Raw genomic sequence first — 24,169 nt, forward strand, 5'->3', positions numbered from 1 at the left:
AATCCGGTCCCTTTCTCAGGTTTCAAATGTTAAACATTTAAGAAACATAAGCTTCTGCCCTGTAAACGATAAACGGGTCAATTCCAAGCATAGAAGCGAATAGGATCTTTTATCCTGGAACATGAAGGTTGGTCCTTCACTCTTAGTCTGACTCTATTTTTCATGTCCACGGCGGTCATCGGACTGGTCGGCTGGAAACTTACTCAATTGGTAGACCGGCTGGCTGATCGAACCGGGATTGGCGAGGCGCTTGCGGGCGCCGTTTTCCTGGGGGCCAGTACATCCCTGCCGGGCATAGTCACTTCCGTGACAACCGCATGGGGCGGTCATGCCGAATTTGCGGTGAGTCATGCCCTAGGAGGCATTGCCATACAAACGGCATTTCTTGCCATTGCCGATATGACCTATCGCCATGCCAATCTGGAGCATGCTGCAGCCTCACCCGCCAATCTCATGAACGGGGTGCTGCTCATGAGCATGCTCTCGCTCATTTTACTCGCCATCGTCGGTCCTGAATTCAGCCTGTGGAATGTGCATCCGGTCACCCCATGTGTCGTCGCCATATACATTTTTGGGCTTCGGCTGGTGCATCATTGCCATGTTGAGCCACTCTGGAGTCCTAAGTTAACCTCTCACACGAAACCTGATGAACCGGAGGCGGGCAACTGTCATGAAAATCTTCAGAAATTAATGATGGCGTTCACTGCCTCTGCCGTGCTCATTGGAACGGGCGGGTGGATTCTTGCCGGTTCAGCCGTCTCTCTTGTGACTCATACCGGACTTTCTGAAACACTTGTAGGGGGAGTCTTTACGACCATGAGTACTTCTATGCCTGAATTGATCACCTCACTTGCCGCGGTGCGTAGGGGAGCGCTGACGCTTGCCGTAGGAGGCATAATAGGAGGCAATACCTTTGACACGCTTCTGGTCGCGTTTTCCGATTTCGCGTATCAGGAAGGTTCGATTTATCATGCTACGACGAATCAGCAAGTCTATCTGATCGCCTTAACTATGCTCATGAACGGTATTTTACTGCTTGGATTGCTGCGTCGTGAGGAACATGGCATCGCCAATATCGGATTCGAAAGTTTTTTGATTTTACTTGTGTATTTGGGAGGAATCACCATTCTTTTCCTTCCCTGAAAATTTTAAAATTCGCTTTAGATTTGTTTGTTCTGCACAAAACCCGGGGTTCCGACCCCATCTTCAACATGAACCGAGATGGAGTGATCGTTCGAGAGAGCGTTGACAAAACGACGTAACAATGAAATGTAAGATATTTGGCCTGTGTTCTTTCAACGTTGTTGTGAATTTGACCACGATCTGATCGGCACCGTCGAGATTGAATTTTTGGGTGAGCCTTCGATCACTTTATCGCTGTAGACGAGATATATGAATGTCTGACGCTTCTTGTCAAAGAATCGGACCACCTGCAGTTTTTTAAATATCAGTGATCGACTCTCGTGAAACACTTTCTCTCCTTCTTCAAGCTCATCAATGATGCGAATGGGACCGACCTGGCGGCAGGCAATTGAGGCATCTGAAGTGTCCTCAGCGACACCAACCATGCCTTTTAAGCCCCCTGTCTTCGCTCTACTCAGATGACAGGTGACTCCTTCAATCTTGGGATCATCAAACGCTTCAATCACAATTTTGTGATCAGGACCCAAAAAATTGAATTTTGTATCCACACTTCCGATTTCCTCCGCATAACTCGAAGAGACGATCAGAACCGAAAAGAATAGAATGTTTAAGAAAATTTTCAGCATGTAGGCATTCTCCCTTACCCGATTTTTTACCATGTCCAATATGAATAATTTGATGGACTTTACTTTACTCTATGGTCCCTATGACTCAAAACTGGACAAATTCGATACCCCTTCATCAAGAACGTCCAGGCCGGACCTATTGGGACAAAATGCCCTTTTCCGAAGGAGTGGCTTGATACGTGGATTGTTCGTCCTCCAACCGCATCTCATCATAAATGAGGTATCCGTTGACTGCTCGAGCGGATTCGCGAACCCATCCCATGGCTAAAAGAATGATCACCGTCAATACTGCCAACGTCATCAACATACCCGCCATCCTTCGCGGAGCTGCGGACACGGCTCTTGAAACGGTGGCTTGTGGCATTCGCCCAAACACCCGCAAGGAGTACAGCCAATGTGCAAATCCAAAGGTCACAAGACTTGAAAGCGCAAAATATTTATACGGTTGCATCTTCCCAATGGAGTTAATTTCCTGTTCGGTCAACCGATTGAGAAGAGGGATATGCTGCAATTGATAGGGCATCGCCAACGTCACGGTAGCGATCACGATGACAATGAGTGACAAGGGGATGAATCCCATGAAAGATGGAGGTGGTTGTGATTGAGACCGAACCATCTGGTTAACATACAGAGAACCGACCAGTATCAATAATCCATACAACAACGCCGCGACATCAAAAAGCCACGAGCGTTCTCCTAGCATCACGGTATAAAAGGCCTGGGGTTGTCCATATCGCAAATGAAGCAAATACTGATATCCCACGACCGGCATGACCAGCAGAGCTCCATAGCCGATTACAAAACAGTAACTTCCCCCTTTATGGAAAAAGTTTCGATCTATATCAATGGTAGATTTCAGATATCGGACGCCACAGATCCCACCGAGGGCAAAACCCGCCCAAGTCAGATTGCCGAACCACCGGTGAAGATCCAAATGAATCATCGTGGGATTAAACACATTCTCCCATGCCGAATGAATGGGATCCGGGGTCAGCATGTAGGAAGCGGTGATATCGATCATAAACATGGCACTTAGGGCACAGCCTGCGGCAAGCCAGATAAAGGCCAAGTGCACCTTTTGCCTCCACCCATGCCGTCCCCATTCCCAGAGGTAATACCAGGCATAGGCAAAAATCGCTTCTCCCAAAAACAATGCCGCCTCTCCCAAAAACGGCCAAAACATTACCTGAAACAGACGGTGCCAGAATTGAGGCCAATAGATGTTCAGCGCAAACACCAGCACGACGCCAAAAAATGAAATGGTTGCAGTGGAAAGCACCAATGCGAAGGCAATCAGCTTGGCCAACCGTTGGAACCATTCTTTTTCCGTGACAAAGCTAAATGTTGCAGTCACCGCGCCGATTAAGGATGATCCCACAATGAACGTGGCAAATAAGCTATGCGTCAGTGCAGAAGCGGCAATCGCCACACGCCCGATGGTCATAGAAGTTTCAAGTGGATCAAGGGTCATGGGAATGTCTCTCCCCTCAATGTCGATTCCGTCTGACTGTTGATCATTCCACGAATGGTATCCGGCCCTCTCGCCACTTCCCGGATGGTTCCCATTGTCAAATAGAGGACCAGCGCGGCCAGACCAAGGGCCATGGCGATGAAGTGAATGAACGGTTTGTTGAGTGAGGGCGTTGAGCCACGCATCCAAACGGGAAACACATACAAAAGGTACCACCCCGTTTGAAGAAGCACGATAAAATTCACGATACGCCGATACAATGGATAGGGCGCCAAAATGACCATCAACACGATCGTCAGCACATAAAATATCTCTGCCCGGTAGGAATGTCCCCGTTCCAGATGCACCGAGCGAAAAATGAGATGACTGCCTAACAGGAGTAGAGCCAGGAGGGTAAATTGCCATATCACCAACAGGACTGTTTGGCCTTTATAGAGACCCTGCAGAATATCCGGCTGTGCATGGTGTATGTGTTGCGCGAATACGAAACCGGAGACCGGCTGAATCATGAGGCTCACAATGCCGACGGCCATACCTGTTTTTATGAGCGTGAGGTAATAGGCCTCATCCTTCATTTGACCCGATTGTTTCCATAGGCGCCATCCGGCATACGCCGCCATGACATATCCGGCGATGACCAGATTTCCAAAGAATCGATGGACCATCAAGGGCACCCATGTCGGGTTCCAGAGCCTTGCCCATCCGCTATCGCCTTGAACAGGAGTCATCATATACGAACCGATCCCGTCAAGAATTCCTCCCCATATCAGAATGAATACGGCGGCTACCGTACCCAACGTGATATGCCAGGTGATACTTTTCGAACGAAGCCGATCCCAAAAGTGATAATAGGGATACAGGCACAACACTTGAATGAAAAACACGATCAAAGCCAGATGCAAAGGATAGCGGAAGTGGTTAAACAGGTAGGTATTCGTGAGAGGGAAAAGTCCGATGAATAATTCCAACATAAAGACAGCCAACACGATGCTGGTGGTATACGTCACCAGCGTAAATCGTGTGGCCAGATAGGCAAAATCCGTAAAATAGGGACGACTGCGTCCCAATCCTTCCGCGATAGGCGCCAGAACCATGAATCCCACACCAAGACTCGCCAAGGTAATATGGGCCAAACTAAAAAAGCCGATCCAAAAACTTGAACTCGTCATCTCGTTTACCACATTTCCACAGACGCGTTAATTAACCCGGCGAATTCGGGTTTTGGATCAAAAGACTGGCGGATGGCGCATGATCCGAAAAAGTCCGAAGGAATGCCACCAAGGCCCATCTTTCTTCCTGAGAAAGAAATGGTTCAAACGCGGGCATCACATTTTCTCCATGAGTGACAATGGTATACAGCATCTCATCCGGTTTCTGTTGCACCGCCGAAGCGTGAAGATTGGGGGGCAGGTCGGGCAGATACCCGGCCACCGGTCCGTCACCCATTCCCTGTTCTCCATGACAATGGGCGCAATTAATTGCAAAGAGACGTGCGCCATCGGTCGATTCTTTGGTCTGTTCCCGCGGAGATGTAGTAAGGGAAAATGGCGTCATATTCGGAGAGCTTTCCGGCGGTGAATGCACCCGGGGAGCTTCTTGATACGAAAATGAAGGTTGTTCTTCCATATCTTCCGAGCATCCCCACAGAAACAGCCCAGCCAACGTGATCCAACCCAGGATACGGAACGAGCGGTTCAAACCAAAATTATTCAGCATCATCATCGGCCCTCATGAGTCACTGGAAATGGTCCGAATTTCCACTTCAGAAGCTCCGGCTTTTTGAAGCAGGCGGGATATAGAGTGGGCCTTGGCAGTGTCATTCCCAACCTGAATCGATAAACCTACCGATCCCTCATCAATGCGCGGGTCATTGCGAAGACCCGACTGTTGCACGAAGGCAATTTTGATCGCTGTCGCTAAAAAGGTCACGACAATCGCCATCAGCATCATGGTTTCATAGGAGATAATTCCCACCACCGGAATACTCACAATGGGTTTCCCTCCCGTCACTAAGGGAAACAGGAGTGCGGTTCCTGCGGCGAAAAATATCCCGATTCCAATTCCCACGATCCCTCCGATAATGGTCAGGCGATGGAGCGGGACGCGAACCGGCTTATTGAGCAAAGAGGTTTCCAGCGGAAGAGGAGAGAGAATTTCCATAAGGAGATCGGGAATGCCCTGGCTTCGTATGTGATCAAGCACAGGAGGGAGAGAAGTCGCCGGATTGAATAATCCCAGCACCACGTGCCTGTCCGTCGTCTCAGTGTTCTTGGGCATGTTTTTTCCCCAGTTTTTCTTCCCAGATCGAAATCACCGGTACGAATTTCACCGCAAGCGAATACAGCAGGAGAGCCAAGGCCAACGTGCCTACCAGAATGGCGAACTCTATCAGCGAAGGGAAATACTCATCCCACTGAAATGAGAGCCTCGGATGGGCAAGGGGAGGGACAATGATCAGCATGCGCTCGATATACATGCCGATATTGATGATCAGCCCAACCATCAGGAGTCCTACGGGCCATTGTCGAAAACGAGGCCATATCAGCGTCATCAGGGGAATGACATAAATACAACTCACCATGAACCAGAAGGGCACGGCATACGCTCCGTAGAGAAGAGAATTCTGCACGGCAATATGATCGGGCATATTGCCATACCAGACAGTTAATTGCTCAGCAAAATACAGATAGGCCAGGAGCAGGGTCGTGACCAGCATCAATTTCCCGAGTTTTTCAAAATGTTCGGTTCGAACATAATCATGCAGACGATACACCCTGCGCAGGGTATACAGCCCAATCACCACCATCCCCAAGCCTGAGTGCACCGCGCCGACCACAAAATAAGGAGCAAAAATAGTCGAATGCCATGCCGGCACAAGAGCCATGCTGAAATCAAATCCGACAATGGAATGCACCGAGATCATGACCATCACGATCAGGGGGGTAATAATGCGTATGGCCATTTCCAATGTGCGCCACTGCGCTTGAGATCCATGCCATCCTATCGCCAGCCAGCGATACACGGTTTTTCTCCATCCTTGAATTCGATCCCGTGCCAGCGCAAAATCGGGAATTAAGGGCAGATAAATATAGATGGTGCTTGCGGTCGCATACGTAAAAATGGCTGTAGCATCCCACATCAGCGGAGATCGAAAGTTCGGCCAGAGTTCCCGTTGATTGGGGTATGGAATCAGATAATAAAACCGCCAGACCCGACCCAGGTGATAAAAGACGAATAACGCGGTGACGAAAAGGGCCACAACGGTCATGAGCTCAGCCATACGCGTGACAGGTCGACGCCATTCGGCATTCGTTAACCGCAAGACACCGGAAATAAACGTTCCGGAATGGCTGACGCCGATCCAGAAGACGAACGAGGCAATATAGGATCCCCAGAAAATGGGATGATGCAAATTGGTTTGTCCGATACCCGTTTGAATTTGGTACGTCCACGCTCCCGCCCCCGCTGCGACAAAGCAGGACAACACGCCTACCCAGAGATAATACGTCCAGGTGGTTGTCTGGAGCGGCAAGAGAAGGTCCCGATTGATCTTGGGCATTTCCTCCCAAACCGTTGGCCGGTCGGTCATTCCGACAGCCTCCGCAAATAGGTCACGGCCGGATGCGTGCCCAGAGATTCCATCAAATGAAATCCTCTCCGGCTCTTCTTCAAGTGAGACACCCGGCTTTCGGGATCGTTCCGATCACCAAAAATCAGTGCGGATGTGGGACAGGATTGCACACAGGCGGGTGTGATTTCTCCATCTCTGACCCGCCGGCCTTCTTTGTGAGCTGCTTCTTTTCCACTTCGAATTCGTTGCACGCAAAATGTGCATTTTTCCATCACACCGCCGGATCGGACGGACACATCCGGATTCAACTGCTCCGCCAACGGCTCGTCCCAATGGGGATCGAACCAATTAAATTGACGGGCGACATAGGGACAGTTATTCCCGCAGTATCGAACACCGATACACCGATTATAGACCTGGGCATTCAACCCCTCCGGGGTGTGATACGAAGCATAGACGGGGCAGACGGGTTCACAGGGAGCATCGTCACAATGCTGGCACATGACCGGAAGGAATTTGGCTTTGACGTTGGGATAGTCTCCTTCCCAATATCGCTCAATGCGAATCCAATTAATCGCTCGCCCCTCTGCGGCTTCCTCCTCCCCGGAAATGCGAATATTGTTTTCGGCATGACACGCCACTACACAGGCTTCACATCCGGAGCACCGATCCAGATCGACGACCATTTCCCACTTATAGGACGATGCCGCCGTGTTTGAATATTCTTCCGTTGCTTGAGGATCTTGACTCATTACAAACCTCCCGTTTCCTGTATACGCCCGATGACAGGGTTTTTCCCGAATTCCTCCAACATCGGCAACCGCGATCCGCCTTTGAGGCGCTCAACACGAACCCGCGTCCCTCCTGTGGCCAGAGAACCCGATTGACTATCAAAACTAGGACCAAGCAAGGCCATGGGATTAACTCCGCGCCCCTTGGCATATCGTCCGTACGCACGGTGACCCTGGCCTATGGGAACGGCAATCATGTCAGGATGCAAGCCTGGAAACATCATGGCTGAGGCTTCGATCGACCCATAATCCGACGTGACTCGAACCCGGTCGCCGGGATGTATTCCTAACGCCTGCGCCGTGGTTGGATTGAGTTCAATCCAACTTCCCCACATGCCGGTGGTGAGAGGATCCGGCAATTCTTGAAGCCAGGGACGATTGGCCCCACGCCCATCATGCAACCCCAGGGACGGATAGGGATAACAATATAGAGGGTAGTCGGCGGAATCCCCCAGGAATTGCGGCGGTTCATAGGTGACGGAGGGTATGACCGGGTTCATCTGGCGCATGGGGATGTGGGAAGGCCACAACCCGCCCTCCTGCAGAGTCTCTCTCCAGCCGGTATCAAATGGCTGTGCCGAGTCATACTTCGTTAAGACAGTCTGCCATCGGCTCTTCAGCATTTCGTGAAGGGTATTCCATGGAACCCGTTCACGGAGAGGTCCCCCCAATCGATGAGCGGCGTCCAACCACACATCACCGATGGGCCTTGTGTCATAGAGCACACCCACCACAGGTTGCGATACACTCCAGACCGGCACGGGGTTCGTATCCTGTTGAACAACCTCCCCCCAGGATTCCAGCGGGTCATGATCCGGCAGAATCAGATCAGCCATCATAGTCGAGTCATCAAGGAAGGAACTAAAACTTACGATGAATTGCGCATGGTCAAACACCCGCTCAAATTCCAGTGACGGTGGAAGGGTGAACAGAGGATCGGCGCGATATAGATGAAGCAGGGTGCGGGATCCTTGTTCAAACTCCCGGGCCAAATCCATGAGCGTCCGCTCACTGGCCAATCCGGGTCGGGCAAGATCCACCGGCGAGATTTGAGGTTCCATCCACTGGAGTCCGCCGCGCCGTCCGATAGCGCCGATCATCACGTTGAGTGCGTTAATGAGGATAAGAGTTGTTGTGCCGTTGGTCTGGGCCGCAGCCGGACCCCCACCCAGAATTAGCGGAGCGTTCGCTGATGTCAGTTCATGCGCCAGTTGGGTGATCACCTCTTTCGAGACTTCGGTATTGGCCGAAATATCTTCTAATGAGAAAGCAGTAAAGGTTTGGTGAAAAGATGTCCGGTGAAAGGAAGAAAGTCTTGTCAGGCCATCCCGTAATAAGACCTGTCCAATGCCCATCGCCAGTAACCCTTCGGTTCCCGGCCTAAGAGGAATCCATTGATCCGCATTCGACGCGGTGAGGGACAGGCGCGGTTCCACCTGAATAAAACGACCTCGAACCAACGGGCGGCCCTGACGGAATTTTCCATAGGCCACACCAAAAGACACTGGTGAGAGCCAGTGTTCAAGGAATGGTGCACCGAATGACAAGAGGTAATCCGCATTGGCCAGGTCATAATAAGGAAGGTCATGGGTTCCAAAGCTGAGATGGTTGGCTGTTCTGAGAGTCTGTTCCCCCGTGGATTCATACATCACAAGACGACCGGATAGGGAATCCAACAATGTTGTCAACAGGCTGGCTAATGTGCCTGACACCGGACGGGTAATCATCGCGGACTTTCCGGCATGCGTTCGTAACTGCTCCACCCATTCTGTTAGGCCTTCTTCCCAGGTAATCGGCTGGAATTGGCCTTGACCTCTTTTGCCTTCACGTCTTAGAGGACCTTGAAGGCGGTCGGGATTGTACAGACCCTGAAGGGCGGCTTGTCCCCGGGCACAGAGTTTCCCCTCATTGACCGGATGTTTGGGATTGCCTTCAATTTTTTTTGCGCGCCCTTCCATCACACGAACTATGGTCCCGCAACCGGCTTCGCATTCCTGACATGTGGAGGCATACCAATTTGCTACTCCGGGAACAATATGGTCGTCCGGCAACAGATAGGGCACGAGGTTATGCACCTCTCGCTCACATCCTGGCAGGGATGACCCGGCTGCTGTCAGTCCAAGAATCTTCAATAGAGTCCGGCGATTTAGGTCCATGGTTGTTTTCTTTTACTTGTGACAGATCCAACAATCGTGAGAGGCCCCCCGTTGTTCATGGCAGGTCAAACACCAGCCCATTTCATAGGTAGGTGCTCTCGGGGTGCTCGACATGCGGGCAACATTTCCATGGCATGAGGTGCAGGACAGGCCCGCGAACAGATGCATTTCATGCGTGAAGTAGACATGATCCGGAAGACGCTGCAGTCGGACCCATGGAATCGGCCGTTGTTCTTTCCAATAGATCTGCAGCATTTTCATACCCGGTGTCTTTTCAGAAAGGGACTCATGACACGTCTGGCACAAGGCCATGGACGGCACCCCGGCCACTGGAGATTGCGTGGCATACCGATGACAAAATTGACAATGGATGTTCAATGTTCCCGCATGTTGTCGATGGCTAAACCGTACAGGTTGCTGATCTTGAACGGGCAGGTCGGCACTTCCGATGGAATACAGTGCGCCGATCCCCGTGGCCACACTTCCGGCTAACAACGCCAAGATGACTCCCTTAATTCTTCCTGACTTCATTCTTATCCAAGCGTGAGTACGTTGAGTGACTTATTGCTGATGCCCCTCCATTCTTTTCCTCCTGGTCCCATGGCCCACCCAGGCTTACCGGGCTTTAAGATTCTGAGGAATTTGATCCGGCGTTGAGTAGAATTCCCGTATGAGGAATTTCCACTTTTCATCCTTCATGTCCGGCCAATCGTTTTTATTAAAGCCTGGTGCCTTTTCCAATTTTTCCGGCTGAATATCCAGAGTCAAATACTCGCGATCCGGTTGGTGAGCCAGCGAGGTCCAGGGCACAGCAAAGAGCTTATCACCAACACCCAAAAATCCTCCGAAGGATAGAACGGCATATCCGACTTCTCCATTGCTTCCAATAACCAATTCCTCAATCTGCCCAATATCTTCGCCTTGCAAATTCTTGACGGATTTTCCAACCAGCTCACTGGCTTTGTAGGAGCCCTGGTTAGGAGTAATGGCTACGGATTGAGAAAAGGGCGCCAGGAATAGGATGGAGCCGAAAAACATCATGAGAAAGAGTGGTGGCATTTAGATCCCCATATTGCCGTTGATTCGTATGGCCCTTCTACTTAAATTCACTTACGGAAAGAGCTGATTTATTCAATGTAGTTCTCTATATCCCTTTCTAAAAGAGACAAAATAAGATCGTCCATCAGCACTTTGTCTAGCGTCTTCTACAGACCCCTTACCCAGGCAGATGAAATATGAAGGAATCATCAAATTTGCACCTTCAAGGGTTTTTGATAGTGGCGGAAACTGTCGAAGTTCGCTAAAAAGCGCCAGGCTGTTTCTGTCAACATGAATGCATGAAGGAGGCGCAGATGATTTTCCTTGTGACAGAGAATCAAAAATTTTTAGAATTGATGACAGGCCGATTGCGAAAGATGGGAAAAAGTGCGGTGGGATTTTCACATAGTAAGGATTTGTGGGTGCGCCTCCGGCAAACCTCCCCTGATATCATCATCCTGGACGGTAATTGCCCTCATATTGATGCGATAGAAATTCTCAAGAATCTTAAGGCCACCGGGTATAAAGGCCAAACCATTGTGCTAGGAGATGAATCTTCTACCCCTTTTGTCCCTGAGGTCTCTCGATTTGGTGCTATTCAAACCGCCGGTCGTCCTCTGGCCGTGAATCGGGTCGTGGGCGCTATCCGAATTGCCCAAGAGCATTTGAATCTGGATGTGTGTTATTCCTCGGCAAACAGGCAGGAAGCGTCCTGGGCATGAGGCCGAAATTTCTACACCGAGGACTTGAGGACGAAAAATTATTCATTGTAGAGAATCAGACCTAACCGAAGGGGGGTTCTTATGCCAAACACCAATGCATCATTTTCTGCCTTTTCCCGGGTAGATCAATTGAAACAGCAATTGAAAAAGTTGGAGAACCTGAGTAACTCCCAGGTTAATACCGAAGTGCTGGACCAGTTTGATCGTGAGACCGAGGAGATATTAAAACGGGTAGACGGCAGAGAAGGCAAAATGGCTGCCTATAATTTTGCCACCATGGCAGAAGCCGAAGCCTTGGTCAATCTTCCTGAGTCTGCTCAAGAACCAACCTCCCGTGACCTTTTACAAAAGTCCTTGCAGCAAAGACGACAGGTGTTATTGGGATTGGTCAGTGAAATGGAAAGCCTGGAAGAAACAGAGGCCGAAGTTTTGACCGGAGAAGATAAGGAAGATCCTCCGCTAATGGGTTAAACCCGATCTTCATGTTAAAAAGCTCATTTTAGGAAAGCTATTTTAAGTCATCTTTGCCCGTCTTTTCGGAGGGTTGATTCTTCAATTATTTGGCCAGCTTCAAAGAACCTCATTTCCGGTGCCAATAAAACCCAACTCTGCCCTGTCATCATGAGCGGCTGAGTCAGTTATATCCGTCTGGGCCAAACAATAATACAGCTCAATCAAGTCGCTATTAGACCGCGCAGGACAGAAGGCTTTCAAGCATCAGAGATGTTTGCACGTCAGTCTTGTGCTGAGTGGTCCCTCAGTCTCTTTTCTCAAGCAGTTCATGAAATGCCATGTTCGATCAAGCCTGGCACACTCAGGTATGCGATCGTGTTGAACTCTCACTTCGAGGACAAGGATGGGTCCTGGCCTGTTTCAGGGCATACGCATACCATTCCAGTTCTTCAAAAAACTCTCGGGCCTTTTGATGGAAATTTTGATCAGTAGGTGTGCCATCTTCCTGGAAGGCGTCCTGTACATGAGAGATGGGGAACAGAGATGGAATACTGGACATTCCCAGTTCAGCTAACATGGCCCTGAGGGTCATTGCCGCACGAACTCCGCCAAACCCACCTGCCGAATAACATACGATTGCGGAAGGTTTTCGAAAGTATTCCTCAAGGAAATGGTCTAATACGTTCGAAAGGGCAGGAGGAATGGTGTGATTATACTCGCCCGACACAATAATGTAGCCGTCAGCCGGAATAATCAGATCAGCCACTTGTTGGAGAGGTTGAGGCGCCTGCCCAGGCTTGAATTCCTTATACATTTTATCCAACAGCGGGAGAGGGTAAAGAAGAGGATCAATAAGAGTTGCGGCATGGCCGCGGGATTGACAGGTGTTCAGCATAAAACGAGCGGCCTTGATACCCTGCCGGTCGGTTCTCACCGATCCATAAAATATAGCCAAATTCAGTGGCATAGGAATTTACTTCTCGTCAAACAAGTACGTTGAATGATTCCCGAATGTGCATTCCCAAAGTAGGACGTTCATTGTTGGCAGTTTAAACCCTGGGTTCGGCAACAGGGTGTAGACAATTCTCAAGTGGGCCTTTAAAAAAGGTCTATTGAGTGAAGGTCGGAAGTGACCCTAGTCTATCAACTGTACCATCCAATGCCGGATTTCGGAAAAAGAGGGATGATAAGAGCAGGCTTCGGCTACCTCCCGGTTTTTAATGAGAAGCGAATGGGAGTCGAAATGTGGAGTAGGTCATGATATCTAATTGGATTGACATTTCCATGCCTCTGTATCCTGGAATGCTTCAAAGATCTGAAGACCCACCATTTCAGATGGAACCGGTGACGGACAGAAAAAATGTGGATAAGGTTCATGTCTCGAAAATATCCATGAGTTCTCATGCTGGAACGCACATTGGCGCTCCGGTGAAATATGGAAGTCCTTATCAAGATCATGAACAAACAGAATTTTCAGCGACAATAGGTCTGGCCAAAGTGATTGAAATCCAAGATAGGAAATCTGTTAAAGCGGAAGAACTCAAGAAACACCGGATTTATTCGCATGATCGGATTCTTTTGAAGACACGCAATTCTGCCTCTGACTGGTACTCTGAACACTCCCCTGAAGATACTATCTTTCTCGACCGAACCGCCGCGGCATGGCTTGCCGAACGGCGGGTGAGCACCGTCGGAATTGATGCGCTGTTTATCGGAGGGAAACACGAAAATGGAAAAGAGATTGCCCGCATGCTTATTCAAGCCGGGATTGTCATTATTGAGGGACTCGAATTTTCTCGAGTGAAACCGGGTGAGTATATGCTCATCTGTTTACCCTTAAAAATTCCAGACGGAGATGGTGCTCCAGCCAGGGCCATTCTCCAACCGGTCCGCTGATGATGAGGGAAAATTTTATTAGGGGGCTTCTGCCGGTGACCAGTTGTCCAATCCTACAGAACAAAAGAATCAGGAGGTTTGTGTATGGTTCCTGTGACACATACATTATTTCGGTGACCCTACCTCATTTGCCGAACATGGCTCCCTCCGATGCCTGAAATCCACAAGGAAGAAACCTCAGAACTCGAACGTGAGGCTTCCGCTCCATCTCCTTCATCAGAACTCGAAGCTGGTTATCTATCTCAATTATTCCAGGGGCCGATCAATATCCGGTCCATTGCCCTCACGGGATTGTTTCTTTATGCCTCGCTCATGGTGATGTATCTGGCCAAAGCCATCATGCTTCCTGTGTTTGTGGCCTTATTCCTGAATCTTTTGTTTGCTCCTCTTGTGCGGGGAGTTGAAAAAATTCATATTCCCGCGCCGCTTGCGGCCGGGGGGATTCTTCTCGTGTTTATTAGTGTCTTTACTTTCGGAATTGTTCAGCTGTCTACTCCCGCTTCTCTCTGGCTGGACCGGGCCCCGGAAGCTTTACAACAGGTGGAACGTAAAATCCGGACCATCAAAAGTTCGGTCCTGGAAATGGGGAAGGCGACCCAGGCTTTAGAGCATGTGGCGAGTCTTTCGGAATCTCGTAAAGCGCAAAGGATCGAAGTGAAAACCGATAGTTTAGGAGGCCTGTTGATCGGTTGGACTACGGAATTCATTCTGGGGTTGGTTTCGACGATGATTTTACTCTATTTTTTCCTTGCCTCAGGGGATTTGTTTTTGGAAAAACTCGTGAAAGTCCTACCACGATTTTCGGATAAGCGACGGGCAGTGGAAATTGTCCGTGGAATAGAAAATAACATCTCCAGTTACCTTGTTACGGTGACCAGTGTGAATGTCGGCCTTGCGTTGGCAACCAGTCTAGCCATGTACCTGCTTGGCATGCCGAACCCGTTTTTATGGGGAGCCATGGCAGGCATTCTGAATTTTATTCCTTATGTAGGAAGCATTATTGGTTTAGGAGCGGTGACGTTAGCTGCGGCTATCACATTTGAACACATGAACATGGTGGGCTTGGTGTTCGGGACGTATTTGTTTTTGACCGCTATGGAAGGAAATTTTATTACACCCCATTTATTGGGACGAAAACTGACATTGAATCCCGTCATCATATTAGTGAGTGTGTTATTCTGGGGCTGGTTATGGGGTGCCGTTGGGGCGTTGCTCGCTGTACCTTTTGTCGCGTCTCTTAAAATAATTTGTGATCAAATTGAGCCACTCAATTCCATTGGAGAATTTTTAAGTCGTTAAGTTTACAATAGTTAGGGCAAACTTTTTGCCTTTCGAATTAATGCGGGATGATGAATCTAAATTATCTCGCTACAAGATAGGTGGCACATGCCGGCTTGGGTATTAAATTGGTTGAATAAACTCCGTGCGAGTCTCTGGCTTATACCCACTTGCATGACCATTGCCGCCATTCTCCTCTCGTTGGTCGTACCCTATCTCGACAATTTTTTTACGCCCGGGAATATAGATTTTCTTCAATGGCTAAGCAATATGGGTCCTGAAGGAGCGATGACTCTCCTTTCGACCATTGCCGGTTCCATGATTACCATTGCCGGTGTCGTGTTTTCCATCACAATTGTGGCCTTGACCCTGGCTTCGGGACAATTCGGCCCACGTCTCTTAGGAAATTTTTTGCGGGATCGAGGGAATCAAGTAGTCCTGGGAACGTTCGTGGCGACATTCCTTTATTGTCTGCTCGTCTTGCGAACCATCCATGTTGATCCCAATGGCTCTACGCCATACTGGGGAACGTTGGCGGGCCTGATTTTGGCCGTGTGCAGCCTAGGGGTATTGATTTATTTCATGCATCATATTGCTGTTTCCATTCAAGCCCCCAATTTGATCGCTGCGGTATATGGGGAATTGGAAGAAGACCTGGCCAGACTTTTTCCAGAGCGTTTGGGACTGGCCGATGGTAATGAGGCGAACAAAACCCACATTCCCTCTATCATGTCCCGGATAGAAAAAGAGGGAATGGAAATTAAGGCCGAAATTGGGGGTTACCTTCAGGCAATTGAAAATGATGCACTGTTGGAAATCGCGCGTGAACAGAATTTAGTGATATTTCTTCATTACCGGCCAGGCCATTTTATCACCAAGGGAGCATCATTGGCCAAAGTTCTGGCCCTTGGGCCGATGGCGGATGTCGTAACCCAACATATTAACAAGCAAATGATCTGTGGAACCAACCGGACCCAGGAACAAGATATTGAATTTTCCGTGCTTCAACTTGTGGAAGTGGCGGTGAGGGCACTTTCCCCTGGAATTAATGATCCGTTCACATGCATTCAGTGTATTGATCACCTCAGTGCAATTTTATGCCAGCTTGCGCGAAGAGAGTTTCCCTCTCCTTTCCGGTACGATCCTGAGGGAGTTCTTCGTGTGATTGCTCCGTCTGTCACCTTTGAAGGCGTCATGAATGCGGCTTTTAATCAAATTCGACAACACGGAAACGGCAATGTGGCGGTGATCATCTGTCTGTTGGAAGGTTTGGGGCGAATAGGTGAAACCGTAGAACGAAATGAGGATCGTGGGGCAATCCTTCGTCATGTCGAAATGGTCCAAAGAGGGAGCCGGGAATCCATTCAGGAAAAAAATGATTTAGAGGCCGTGGAGGATCGGTGCCGTCAGGTCATGGCTTCGTTGAGTATGGGAGAAAGGCGGAGTACTCTTTTGATGGACAAAATGTTGCATATCCTTCCCTAACCGTGTCTTTCACTTCTGCTTTTGGGACCATTGAATTGGTCCATTGTAGTTAGCCCTCCGGTTAATAATGGGTCGATTCAGACTTTCGGATTTTCCTGCATGGTGTTGCTGTAAAGTTTGGAAAGTTGCCGGATACTTCTCTCCCTGTCACCAAGTCCATTCTGTCACTGGAACGCTTGTTTTGAGGCGGGTGTTTGACTTTTCAAGGATGCTGATAAAAATTTTGTACATTGTATTAGAAACCATAGAAAGTGGTTAATGAATTCAGAGAAGCCATTTGACTTATGCGTATTTGAAATAGGTGACTGATCCATTCCTATTAAACATTAATTGAAAAGGAAGGTTATGTTGAAAACTTTATTGGAAATGCGAGGGTATGGGTTACGAGCCATTGATAAAGATCTCGGGAGCGTGGATGATTTTTATTTTGACGACCGGTTGTGGAGAATCCGTTATCTGGTGGCGGATACCGGAAATTGGCTCCCGGGAAGAAGTGTGCTGATTGGACAAGAAGCTTTGGACCGCCCTGATGGGGAAAATAAAGTCTTTCCGGTGAAGCTGACCTCCGCAGAAATCGAAAATAGCCCGGGCATTGAATCCGACTTGCCATTTTCCCTCCAAAAGGAAAAAGAACTCCGCCTGTTTTTTAAATGGAGAGAATATTGGGACGAGGATGGTTTCATCCAGCCTGCCGGGTTCACACCGATGAGTGTCCCTGGAGGGGAAGCCATTGAACTTTCCCTCAAGGACGGAATGAAATCGTCTGCCAGATTAAATGGGAATCCACATTTGCGGTCCGCCAATGAAATCCAAGGATATTACATCAGGGCCCGGGATGGAGAGATCGGCCATGTGGATGACTTCATCGTTGAGGATACCACATGGGCCATTCGATATTTGGTTGTGGATACTCAAAACTGGTTGCCAGGGAAAAAGGTTCTCATTTCTCACAAGTGGGTCAATACTGTTGATTGGAATCAACAAACTGTTGAGGTTGCTATGACTCGAGAAACGATCGAGGGAAGTCCGGAGTATGATCCGAACACACCTATAAATAGAGAATACGAAGTTCGTATGTATGACTTTTATGGTAAACCCCACGATTGGGTTGAAAAATAGTCGACGTTTAAAAATGTGGTTTCCAAGAGGCAATTGAGGAGCGACCGAAGTTCTATTGGAAGGGAAACCTTTCCTAACATTACCAGACCGGGAAATGCATTGGAAAAATCGGCCCTTGAGCACTTACAAAAGGAGGGAGTCCATGTTGAATACGCTTACACAAAATCCTGTTCCCACCGTACTTATCGGCTTGGGATTGTACTGGTTGTTTAAGGATGGGGCTGAACCCTCTCACGAGACCACAAGACGCCATCGAAGTGACCATAACTCTTGGGGCAACAGTGAGATAGAATTTCAACCTTCAGTGGGGGAACAGGTGACAGAAAAGATCCGAACAGCGAAGGATACCGTTCAAGGCCAAGTGTCGGAGTGGCAGGATGAGGCGAGTCACCAGGCTCATGAATTGAAAGAAGAAGCCAGTCGACGGGCTAAGGAATGGAAAGAGGGTGCAGGGCAGAAAATGGAAGAGGTCAAGGGATATCTTCAAGAGCAAGGGGCAGTTGTGCGAGGAGAATTCAATCACCTTTTGGACAATAATCCGCTGGCGGTGGGAGCCGTGATGGTGGCGCTAGGCACGGTCGTGGCAGCCGCCATACCGGCAAGTCGGAAAGAAGACCAATTGATGGGAGATTCGCGGGACAGGGTGATGAAAGCGGTGAAATCCAGCGTGGTATCGACCGTGGATGATGTGAAACACAAAGCAGGCCAAGTTGCGGAAAAGGTATTGCCGGAAGGGACACGAAATCTTCTTTAACCGAAAAATGCTATGCAATCGGAGGAAAGGAAAACTATGACTTCTTATGTCAAAAGAATTTTATTGGTCGCGTGCTTTTCAGGATCACTCTTCGGTGCCCTGGGATGTGAACAAGAAGGTCCTGCGGAACGAGCAGGCGAAAGCGTCGATGAATCCATGGAGCAAGCGGGAGAAAAGATGGAACAGGCCGGAGAAAATATACAGGATTCGGCCAATTAAAAATCCCACATCAACAGATGAGGAAATTATTGTCTCCATTTTTCCTCATGTGAAAGTAGTTTTGTCCATTGTATGAAGCGGCTTAAAAGGGCAACACTGAATGATGAATTGGTTATTGCGTTTGGAAAAAGGGATTTTGTAATCGGAATTCTGGAGTTAATTCCTATGACCCTGACGGAAAGGAGAAATGATGACCACCGCCAATGCTAAAAAATGTGCTCACCCTGGCTGTTCATGCGAAGCCCCTCCGGGGAAGGAATTTTGTTCCGAAAAATGCTCATCATCCCAACCGTCGAAGGGCGGAAAATGTCAGTGCGGACATTCCGGATGTGGGCACGGAGGGTAACGGCATAAATGCTCAAAGGACGGACGTTGGTCGTTGTTCTTTGGGGTACAGCGGAAATTCCACATGAAGGAGGCGAACATGAATGCTCCCAAGTTTCATTTGCAGTGGTTTCCGAATGTAAAAATTATCATGCCATTGGTTGTTCTACTGGGGATTACAGGATTCGCTTTTGGTAGCGATCTCACTGGCCATGTTCCCGAAAGTGACCGTTCGGCGACAACTCAAATACAGAAAGATGGTCAATTAGATGAAGGTCATCGCATTATTCAAGGGGTGGTAGAAGAAGTGAACGAAAATACGTTACGGGTGGATGCGGGTGAGGCTGGAGAGTTAGCCCCGCGATACCTGAATTTGGCTAATTCCGAGAAGAAAGATGATTTCAAAATAGGTGATACGGTTCTGATAGAAATTAACGCCCAAAATAAGGTGGTAAATTATCAACAGCTTTCCAAAGATGGAGCGAAGGAGTAACTTGCCATTAAGGATCTGCAGCTCGAAACGGGGAATGTTCAGCCATCAACAGATGGCAGATGAGTCGTTCCCGATAAACAACCCATTCCGCCCTTTTCGGAAGGGAACAAAGGAGAATTACGTATGTTAAGTTGGGCCATTACATTTTTAGTCATTGCTCTCATTGCAGGAGTGGTCGGCTTAACTGGGGTAGCCGGTACAGCGACCAATATTGCCTGGGTGTTATTTGTCGTATTTCTGATAATTTTTGCCTTGAGCTTTATTACGGGGAAAAGACCTCCGGCCTAGCCGGAGGATTGAAAAGGTCACACCCGTCATAAATGGGGAAACGGCTCATAAGGTAAATTGAGTGTGGGCTGTGGCGGCACGATTGCATTTGGCTGGAGACTTATACACCTAAAGTAACATTGAGCCCCAAGCCAGGGAATTGTGGGTTTTAACATGATCATGGTCATTACCCCTGACGAGGTCTTTCGAACCGCAATGGTCCTCCACTTTCAGGAAAAGGACTTTCCTCTTTCTATACCGGAGAATAGGCATGATGTGACTTCACTCGTGGAGAAACAGGCTCCTGAAGTCATAGTTCTGGATCTGTCCATTGCCGATCCCAATGGGCAGACCCTCCTGAAAGATCTGCGTGCCATAGGGTATGGCGGAAAAATTGTCGTTATTAGTGGACCCTCCAATCGTCCATTAATGGTCAACATGCATCATCAGAAGGTCGATCAAGTCATGAGGAGAACTCCAACTGATCCTATCGGCCCTTTTATCGATCAACTGGAAAGCATAATCCGAGTGATGTTCCGTGAGGAAATATCCAAAAAGCCCTCACTAGAGTGAACGGTTTGTCAACGTGGGATAAATTGGGAGGACCGGTTTAAAACGAAAAAGGAAATAGCAGAAGACCCCACGGGCAGTTCGTCCATAAATGGTCCGGAATAATAAGGCAATGGAATCAGGTGGATAGGCACCTCGTATCTTTTCACAATTGATGACGGACGAGAAAAGGATTCAGTGTTATGACCAGGCCAATTTGGAAAGGGCACATCACCTTTGGTCTTGTCACAATTCCTGTTGTCGTTCATTCAGCGGAAAAACAATTTGACTTGCATTTCCGGTTGTTGGATAGCCGGAATCAGGCCAGAGTCCGGTATGAACGTGTGAACGAGGAGACGGGTGAAGAGGTCCCATGGCAGGACATTGTAAAAGGGTTTGAATATGAAGAGGGTCGGTATGTTCTGTTAAATGATGCCGATTTTGAAAAAGTTGCCATTGAAGTGAATAAATCAGTTGAAATCGAAGCTTTTGTCAACGGAAAGGATATCGGCTACGAGTATTTTGAAAAGCCCTATTATCTTGTTCCCGATAAAAAGGGTGATAAAGTATACGTACTGTTACGGGAAGTGCTTCGTCGGAGTGGCAAAGTCGGGATTGCCAAAGTCGTTATCCGCACACGCCAGTATTTAGCCGCTCTGATTCCTCAAGGACATGTTCTGATGCTGGAGCTTCTGCGATTTCATCAAGAAATCCGCAATATGAAAGAATTGGATGTGCCTGAAGCAAGTGTGAAATCTTACAAAATTTCGGAAAAGGAATTGACTTTGGCCCAACAGTTAGTGGAATCCATGAGCACCAAGTGGGAACCCCAGCGTTACCATGATGATTACCGCGATGCTTTGTTGAAATGGATTGAAAAGAAATCGAAAAGTGCCCGATCACGAACATCCGTCCCCCCTGCCGCGAAAGAAGAGAAAATCGGTTCAGGAAAAGTCGTTGATATCATGTCCTTGTTAAAGAAAAGCGTTCAAAAGGCCCAACCCTCCGGCCGAGGCAAAAAACGTAAATCCGCCTCCCCTAGAAAATCCCGTAAGGCCAGTTAAATACCCTTCACCGTGTATTGTCCGCCTGATTGAGTAGAAGGGTCTTTGTTTTAGTTTTTTCAGGACTCAGACATTCAAGGCTGCTCGGAGGGAGTCATACACATGGGCTTAAAAGAGTATCAGGGTAAACGTCAATTTGGTAAAACCCCGGAACCTCGTGGGACGACTTTCCGGACAAACCGGTCTTCTTTTGTTGTCCATAAGCATGCGGCAAGCCGGTTACATTACGATTTCAGACTTGAGCTGGACGGTGTGTTTAAAAGCTGGGCGGTTCCGAAAGGCCCCAGTTTATATCCTTCCCTCAAGCGTCTGGCCGTTCAGGTTGAGGATCACCCCGTCGAATATGGATCCTTCGAAGGAACCATCCCCAAAGAAGAATATGGCGGTGGGACGGTCATGGTATGGGATCGGGGCCAATGGGTCCCTCAAGGAAATCCCCATCATTCCTACGACCGGGGACGATTGAAATTTCTTCTAAAAGGCCAAAAGCTGAAAGGGGGATGGAGCCTGGTTCGAATGGGAGGGGCAAAAGCCAAAGAGGAAAAAAACTGGTTACTGATTAAAGAAAAGGATTCGGAAGCCCTTCGAGGGAAACATTCCGATATTATTGATATGGCCCCCAAAAGTGTCGCCACCGGACGATCATTGGATGAGATTGCCGGGGTGAAGCAGAAAAAAACCGGGCAGAAACCGGCTTCCCAACGGAAGTCGAAAAACAATTCCACAAAAAGCCGTTCCTCCCGTTCTCCTTCACGGAAGAATAGGAATTCCGGAACTTCCCGCGTCCCTGATCCGTCAGACCTTCCTTCCGCTGTGTCCTCTTCCCAACCAGCCACCTTTCATCCCCAGTTGGCGACCTTGGTCAAAACTTCTCCGGAAGGGGAGGATTGGCTGCATGAGATCAAGTTCGATGGGTATCGTATTGTCAGCATTGTTAAAAACGGAAGAATTCGCCTGTTGACCAGAAACGGAAAGGATTGGACCAAAAAATTTCCCGACATCGGCGGAGCGCTGAAGACATTGCCGGTTCAACAAGGCATCCTTGACGGGGAGGTCGTCGTGCTTCGATCGAACGGCACCTCTGATTTTCAGGCCTTGCAAAATGTGTTGAAGGGTGAAGCCTCCGACCCTCTGGTCTACTTTGTCTTCGATCTGCCCTACTGCGAAGGGTATAATCTGTGTCGGACCCCGCTCCTCAAGCGCAAAGAACTGTTATGGGAATTCATCAAAGCCTTGCCGGAGAAAGCGGCCGCTCACGTCCGTTACAGCGATCATATTCAGGGTCAGGGAGAACGAACATTCGAACAGGCCTGTCGACGGGCCTTGGAAGGGATCATCAGCAAAAATGCCATGAGTCCCTATCGGCAAGCCCGTTCAAGGCATTGGGTTAAAGTCAAGTGTTATCACCGGCAGGAATTTGTCATCGGCGGGTATACCAACCCTTCGGGATCCAGAAAATTTTTCGGAGCACTGCTATTGGGCTATTATGATAAGGAGGGACACTTACAATATGCGGGCCGGGTTGGCACCGGTTTTACCCACCAACGCCTTTCACGAATTTATGGGCTTCTGGACAAGCGAGCTCAGTCCCATCCTCCCTTTGCCCGGCTGCCTTCGGACAGGAACATTCTGGACGTGCATTGGGTCCATCCCGAACTTGTCGCCGAGGTAGAATTTTATGAATGGACACGTGACGGGATGCTGCGCCATCCTTCGTTTGTCGGTCTCCGTGAGGATAAACCGGCAAAAGAAATCATCAAAGAAACTCCACACTCTATGAACAATAAATTTTCCGACACGATTAATTCTTCCATCCGGGGATCCAATGCCTCGCCGGCAATCTCTACGGAAAAGCCGGAACTTGCGCTTACGCATCCCGAAAAGATCCTGTATCCTCGGCAGGGTTTCACGAAACGGAATCTGGCGGAATTTTATCTACAGGTGGCCAAATGGGTGTTGCCTCATGTGGCCGGCCGGCCGCTGACGCTGGTGCGGTGTCCTCAGGGATCTCAACAAAAATGTTTCTACCAAAAACATGCTTCGGGATCTCTTCCGGATTCCGTGCACCGCATTCTGATCCGCGAAAAAGAAACGAAAGCCAAGAACACTTATCTGGTGATTGACGACGTGAAAGGGCTGATCGCATTGGTGCAAATGGGCGTATTGGAAATTCATCCGTGGGGATGCCGGAAGGATCGGACGGATCGACCCGATCGCCTGGTCCTCGACCTGGACCCCGGTCCCGGAGTGAAATGGGAACAGCTGGTTGAAGGGGCCCATATGTTAAAAAATCGGCTTTCCGAAGATGGCATAGAAAGTTTTGTGAAAACCTCAGGAGGAAAGGGATTACATGTCGTGGCCCCCCTGACACGTCGCGCCACATGGGACCAGTTAAAGCAGTATACCCGGAGACTGGCGATGGAAACCGCCCAAGCGCATCCCTCGGGATTTGTGGCCACTATGAGCAAAGCCAAACGAAAGGGAAAAATTTTTATTGATTACCTTCGTAACACTTTCGGGGCCACATCTATTGCCACCTATGGCACTCGAGCTCTTCCCGGAGCGCCTGTGTCAACCCCTGTGAGTTGGGATGAACTCTATTCTATCTCCGGTTCCCAGGTCTTTACTCTCACCACTCTCCCTCAACGTCTTCAGAATCTTAGGACAGATCCCTGGAAGGGATTTTTTGATCTTCGGCAGACACTATCCCGATCGCTAGTCTGATTCTCAAAAACGGGTTTATGCGCGTG

The 24,169-nt window shown here is 48.9% G+C and carries 25 protein-coding genes; 14 read left to right on the forward strand and 11 right to left on the reverse strand.

Annotated features, from left to right (window positions below):
• Positions 1–147: 147 nt before the first annotated feature.
• A complete protein-coding gene (locus PP769_RS11365) occupies positions 148–1,143 on the forward strand; it encodes a sodium:calcium antiporter (protein WP_312647050.1) in 996 nt (331 codons plus the stop codon).
• A gap of 152 nt (positions 1,144–1,295) precedes the next feature.
• On the opposite strand, the gene PP769_RS11370 is transcribed toward PP769_RS11365, so the two are convergent.
• From PP769_RS11370 to PP769_RS11415, 10 genes are all read right to left on the reverse strand, one after another.
• The gene (locus PP769_RS11370; RefSeq protein ID WP_312640176.1) at positions 1,296–1,769 is read right to left on the reverse strand and encodes a CreA family protein; all 474 of its coding nucleotides are present in this window, start codon (positions 1,767–1,769) and stop codon (positions 1,296–1,298) included.
• A 136-nt stretch (positions 1,770–1,905) separates the two neighbouring features.
• The gene (locus tag PP769_RS11375) at positions 1,906–3,240 is read right to left on the reverse strand and encodes a cytochrome ubiquinol oxidase subunit I (RefSeq protein ID WP_312640177.1); all 1,335 of its coding nucleotides are present in this window, start codon (positions 3,238–3,240) and stop codon (positions 1,906–1,908) included.
• Positions 3,237–4,409 carry a cytochrome ubiquinol oxidase subunit I gene (locus PP769_RS11380; protein ID WP_312640178.1) on the reverse strand — a complete coding sequence of 391 codons (1,173 nt, stop codon included), beginning with the start codon at positions 4,407–4,409 and terminating at the stop codon, positions 3,237–3,239. The genes PP769_RS11375 and PP769_RS11380 overlap by 4 nt, the downstream gene beginning before the upstream one ends.
• 31 nt (positions 4,410–4,440) lie before the next feature.
• Positions 4,441–4,962, reverse strand: a complete 522-nt coding sequence (locus tag PP769_RS11385) for a c-type cytochrome (protein ID WP_312640179.1) — start codon at positions 4,960–4,962, stop codon at positions 4,441–4,443.
• Positions 4,963–4,968: 6 nt separating this feature from the next.
• Positions 4,969–5,517, reverse strand: a complete 549-nt coding sequence (locus PP769_RS11390; RefSeq protein ID WP_312640181.1) for a quinol:electron acceptor oxidoreductase subunit ActD — start codon at positions 5,515–5,517, stop codon at positions 4,969–4,971.
• On the reverse strand, positions 5,501–6,829 hold the full coding sequence (gene nrfD / locus PP769_RS11395) for an NrfD/PsrC family molybdoenzyme membrane anchor subunit (RefSeq protein WP_312640182.1): 1,329 nt from the start codon (positions 6,827–6,829) through the stop codon (positions 5,501–5,503). The genes PP769_RS11390 and nrfD overlap by 17 nt, the downstream gene beginning before the upstream one ends.
• Positions 6,826–7,563 (reverse strand): 4Fe-4S dicluster domain-containing protein, encoded by a 738-nt coding sequence (locus PP769_RS11400; RefSeq protein WP_312640183.1) that lies wholly within the window; start codon positions 7,561–7,563, stop codon positions 6,826–6,828. The genes nrfD and PP769_RS11400 overlap by 4 nt, the downstream gene beginning before the upstream one ends.
• Positions 7,563–9,758 (reverse strand): molybdopterin-containing oxidoreductase family protein, encoded by a 2,196-nt coding sequence (locus PP769_RS11405; RefSeq protein ID WP_312640184.1) that lies wholly within the window; start codon positions 9,756–9,758, stop codon positions 7,563–7,565. The genes PP769_RS11400 and PP769_RS11405 overlap by 1 nt, the downstream gene beginning before the upstream one ends.
• Before the next feature lie 12 nt (positions 9,759–9,770).
• Entirely contained in the window at positions 9,771–10,289 is a 519-nt protein-coding gene (locus tag PP769_RS11410; RefSeq protein ID WP_312640185.1) for a cytochrome c3 family protein, read from the reverse strand.
• 84 nt (positions 10,290–10,373) lie between these two features.
• Positions 10,374–10,817, reverse strand: a complete 444-nt coding sequence (locus PP769_RS11415; protein ID WP_312640186.1) for a PRC-barrel domain-containing protein — start codon at positions 10,815–10,817, stop codon at positions 10,374–10,376.
• Between the two features lie 293 nt (positions 10,818–11,110).
• Between PP769_RS11415 and PP769_RS11420 the strand changes: the two genes are divergently transcribed.
• Both PP769_RS11420 and PP769_RS11425 read left to right on the forward strand, forming a co-directional pair.
• Positions 11,111–11,518: a response regulator gene (locus PP769_RS11420; protein ID WP_312640187.1), complete on the forward strand. Its 408-nt coding sequence runs from the start codon at positions 11,111–11,113 to the stop codon at positions 11,516–11,518.
• An 81-nt stretch (positions 11,519–11,599) separates the two neighbouring features.
• Positions 11,600–11,989 (forward strand): hypothetical protein, encoded by a 390-nt coding sequence (locus PP769_RS11425; protein ID WP_312640188.1) that lies wholly within the window; start codon positions 11,600–11,602, stop codon positions 11,987–11,989.
• 343 nt (positions 11,990–12,332) lie between these two features.
• Here the strand turns inward: PP769_RS11425 and PP769_RS11430 are convergent, their stop codons facing one another.
• Positions 12,333–12,938 carry an NADPH-dependent FMN reductase gene (locus PP769_RS11430; protein WP_312640189.1) on the reverse strand — a complete coding sequence of 202 codons (606 nt, stop codon included), beginning with the start codon at positions 12,936–12,938 and terminating at the stop codon, positions 12,333–12,335.
• A gap of 290 nt (positions 12,939–13,228) precedes the next feature.
• Between PP769_RS11430 and PP769_RS11435 the strand changes: the two genes are divergently transcribed.
• The 11 genes from PP769_RS11435 to ligD all read left to right on the forward strand — a co-directional run bounded on the left by PP769_RS11435 (position 13,229) and on the right by ligD (position 24,143).
• Entirely contained in the window at positions 13,229–13,867 is a 639-nt protein-coding gene (locus PP769_RS11435) for a cyclase family protein (protein WP_312640190.1), read from the forward strand.
• Between the two features lie 150 nt (positions 13,868–14,017).
• Positions 14,018–15,166: an AI-2E family transporter gene (locus tag PP769_RS11440; RefSeq protein ID WP_312640191.1), complete on the forward strand. Its 1,149-nt coding sequence runs from the start codon at positions 14,018–14,020 to the stop codon at positions 15,164–15,166.
• A gap of 87 nt (positions 15,167–15,253) precedes the next feature.
• Positions 15,254–16,630: a DUF2254 domain-containing protein gene (locus tag PP769_RS11445; RefSeq protein WP_312640192.1), complete on the forward strand. Its 1,377-nt coding sequence runs from the start codon at positions 15,254–15,256 to the stop codon at positions 16,628–16,630.
• 345 nt (positions 16,631–16,975) lie between these two features.
• Positions 16,976–17,749, forward strand: a complete 774-nt coding sequence (locus tag PP769_RS11450) for a PRC-barrel domain-containing protein (protein WP_312640193.1) — start codon at positions 16,976–16,978, stop codon at positions 17,747–17,749.
• Between the two features lie 142 nt (positions 17,750–17,891).
• Positions 17,892–18,503, forward strand: coding sequence for a hypothetical protein (locus tag PP769_RS11455; protein WP_312640194.1), 612 nt, complete (start codon positions 17,892–17,894; stop codon positions 18,501–18,503).
• A gap of 36 nt (positions 18,504–18,539) precedes the next feature.
• Entirely contained in the window at positions 18,540–18,722 is a 183-nt protein-coding gene (locus PP769_RS11460) for a hypothetical protein (RefSeq protein ID WP_312640195.1), read from the forward strand.
• A gap of 424 nt (positions 18,723–19,146) precedes the next feature.
• On the forward strand, positions 19,147–19,539 hold the full coding sequence (locus PP769_RS11465) for a hypothetical protein (RefSeq protein WP_312640196.1): 393 nt from the start codon (positions 19,147–19,149) through the stop codon (positions 19,537–19,539).
• A gap of 123 nt (positions 19,540–19,662) precedes the next feature.
• Positions 19,663–19,827 carry a DUF1328 domain-containing protein gene (locus PP769_RS11470; protein WP_312640197.1) on the forward strand — a complete coding sequence of 55 codons (165 nt, stop codon included), beginning with the start codon at positions 19,663–19,665 and terminating at the stop codon, positions 19,825–19,827.
• Positions 19,828–19,980: 153 nt separating this feature from the next.
• On the forward strand, positions 19,981–20,379 hold the full coding sequence (locus PP769_RS11475) for a response regulator (RefSeq protein ID WP_312640198.1): 399 nt from the start codon (positions 19,981–19,983) through the stop codon (positions 20,377–20,379).
• 179 nt (positions 20,380–20,558) lie between these two features.
• Positions 20,559–21,419 (forward strand): non-homologous end joining protein Ku, encoded by an 861-nt coding sequence (gene ku, locus PP769_RS11480; protein WP_312640199.1) that lies wholly within the window; start codon positions 20,559–20,561, stop codon positions 21,417–21,419.
• 102 nt (positions 21,420–21,521) lie between these two features.
• The gene (gene ligD, locus PP769_RS11485; protein ID WP_312640200.1) at positions 21,522–24,143 is read left to right on the forward strand and encodes a DNA ligase D; all 2,622 of its coding nucleotides are present in this window, start codon (positions 21,522–21,524) and stop codon (positions 24,141–24,143) included.
• Positions 24,144–24,169 lie beyond the last annotated feature (26 nt).

Origin of the sequence: Candidatus Nitrospira allomarina (genome assembly GCF_032050975.1) — a bacterium.
GTDB classification, from domain to species: domain Bacteria; phylum Nitrospirota; class Nitrospiria; order Nitrospirales; family UBA8639; genus Nitrospira_E; species Nitrospira_E allomarina.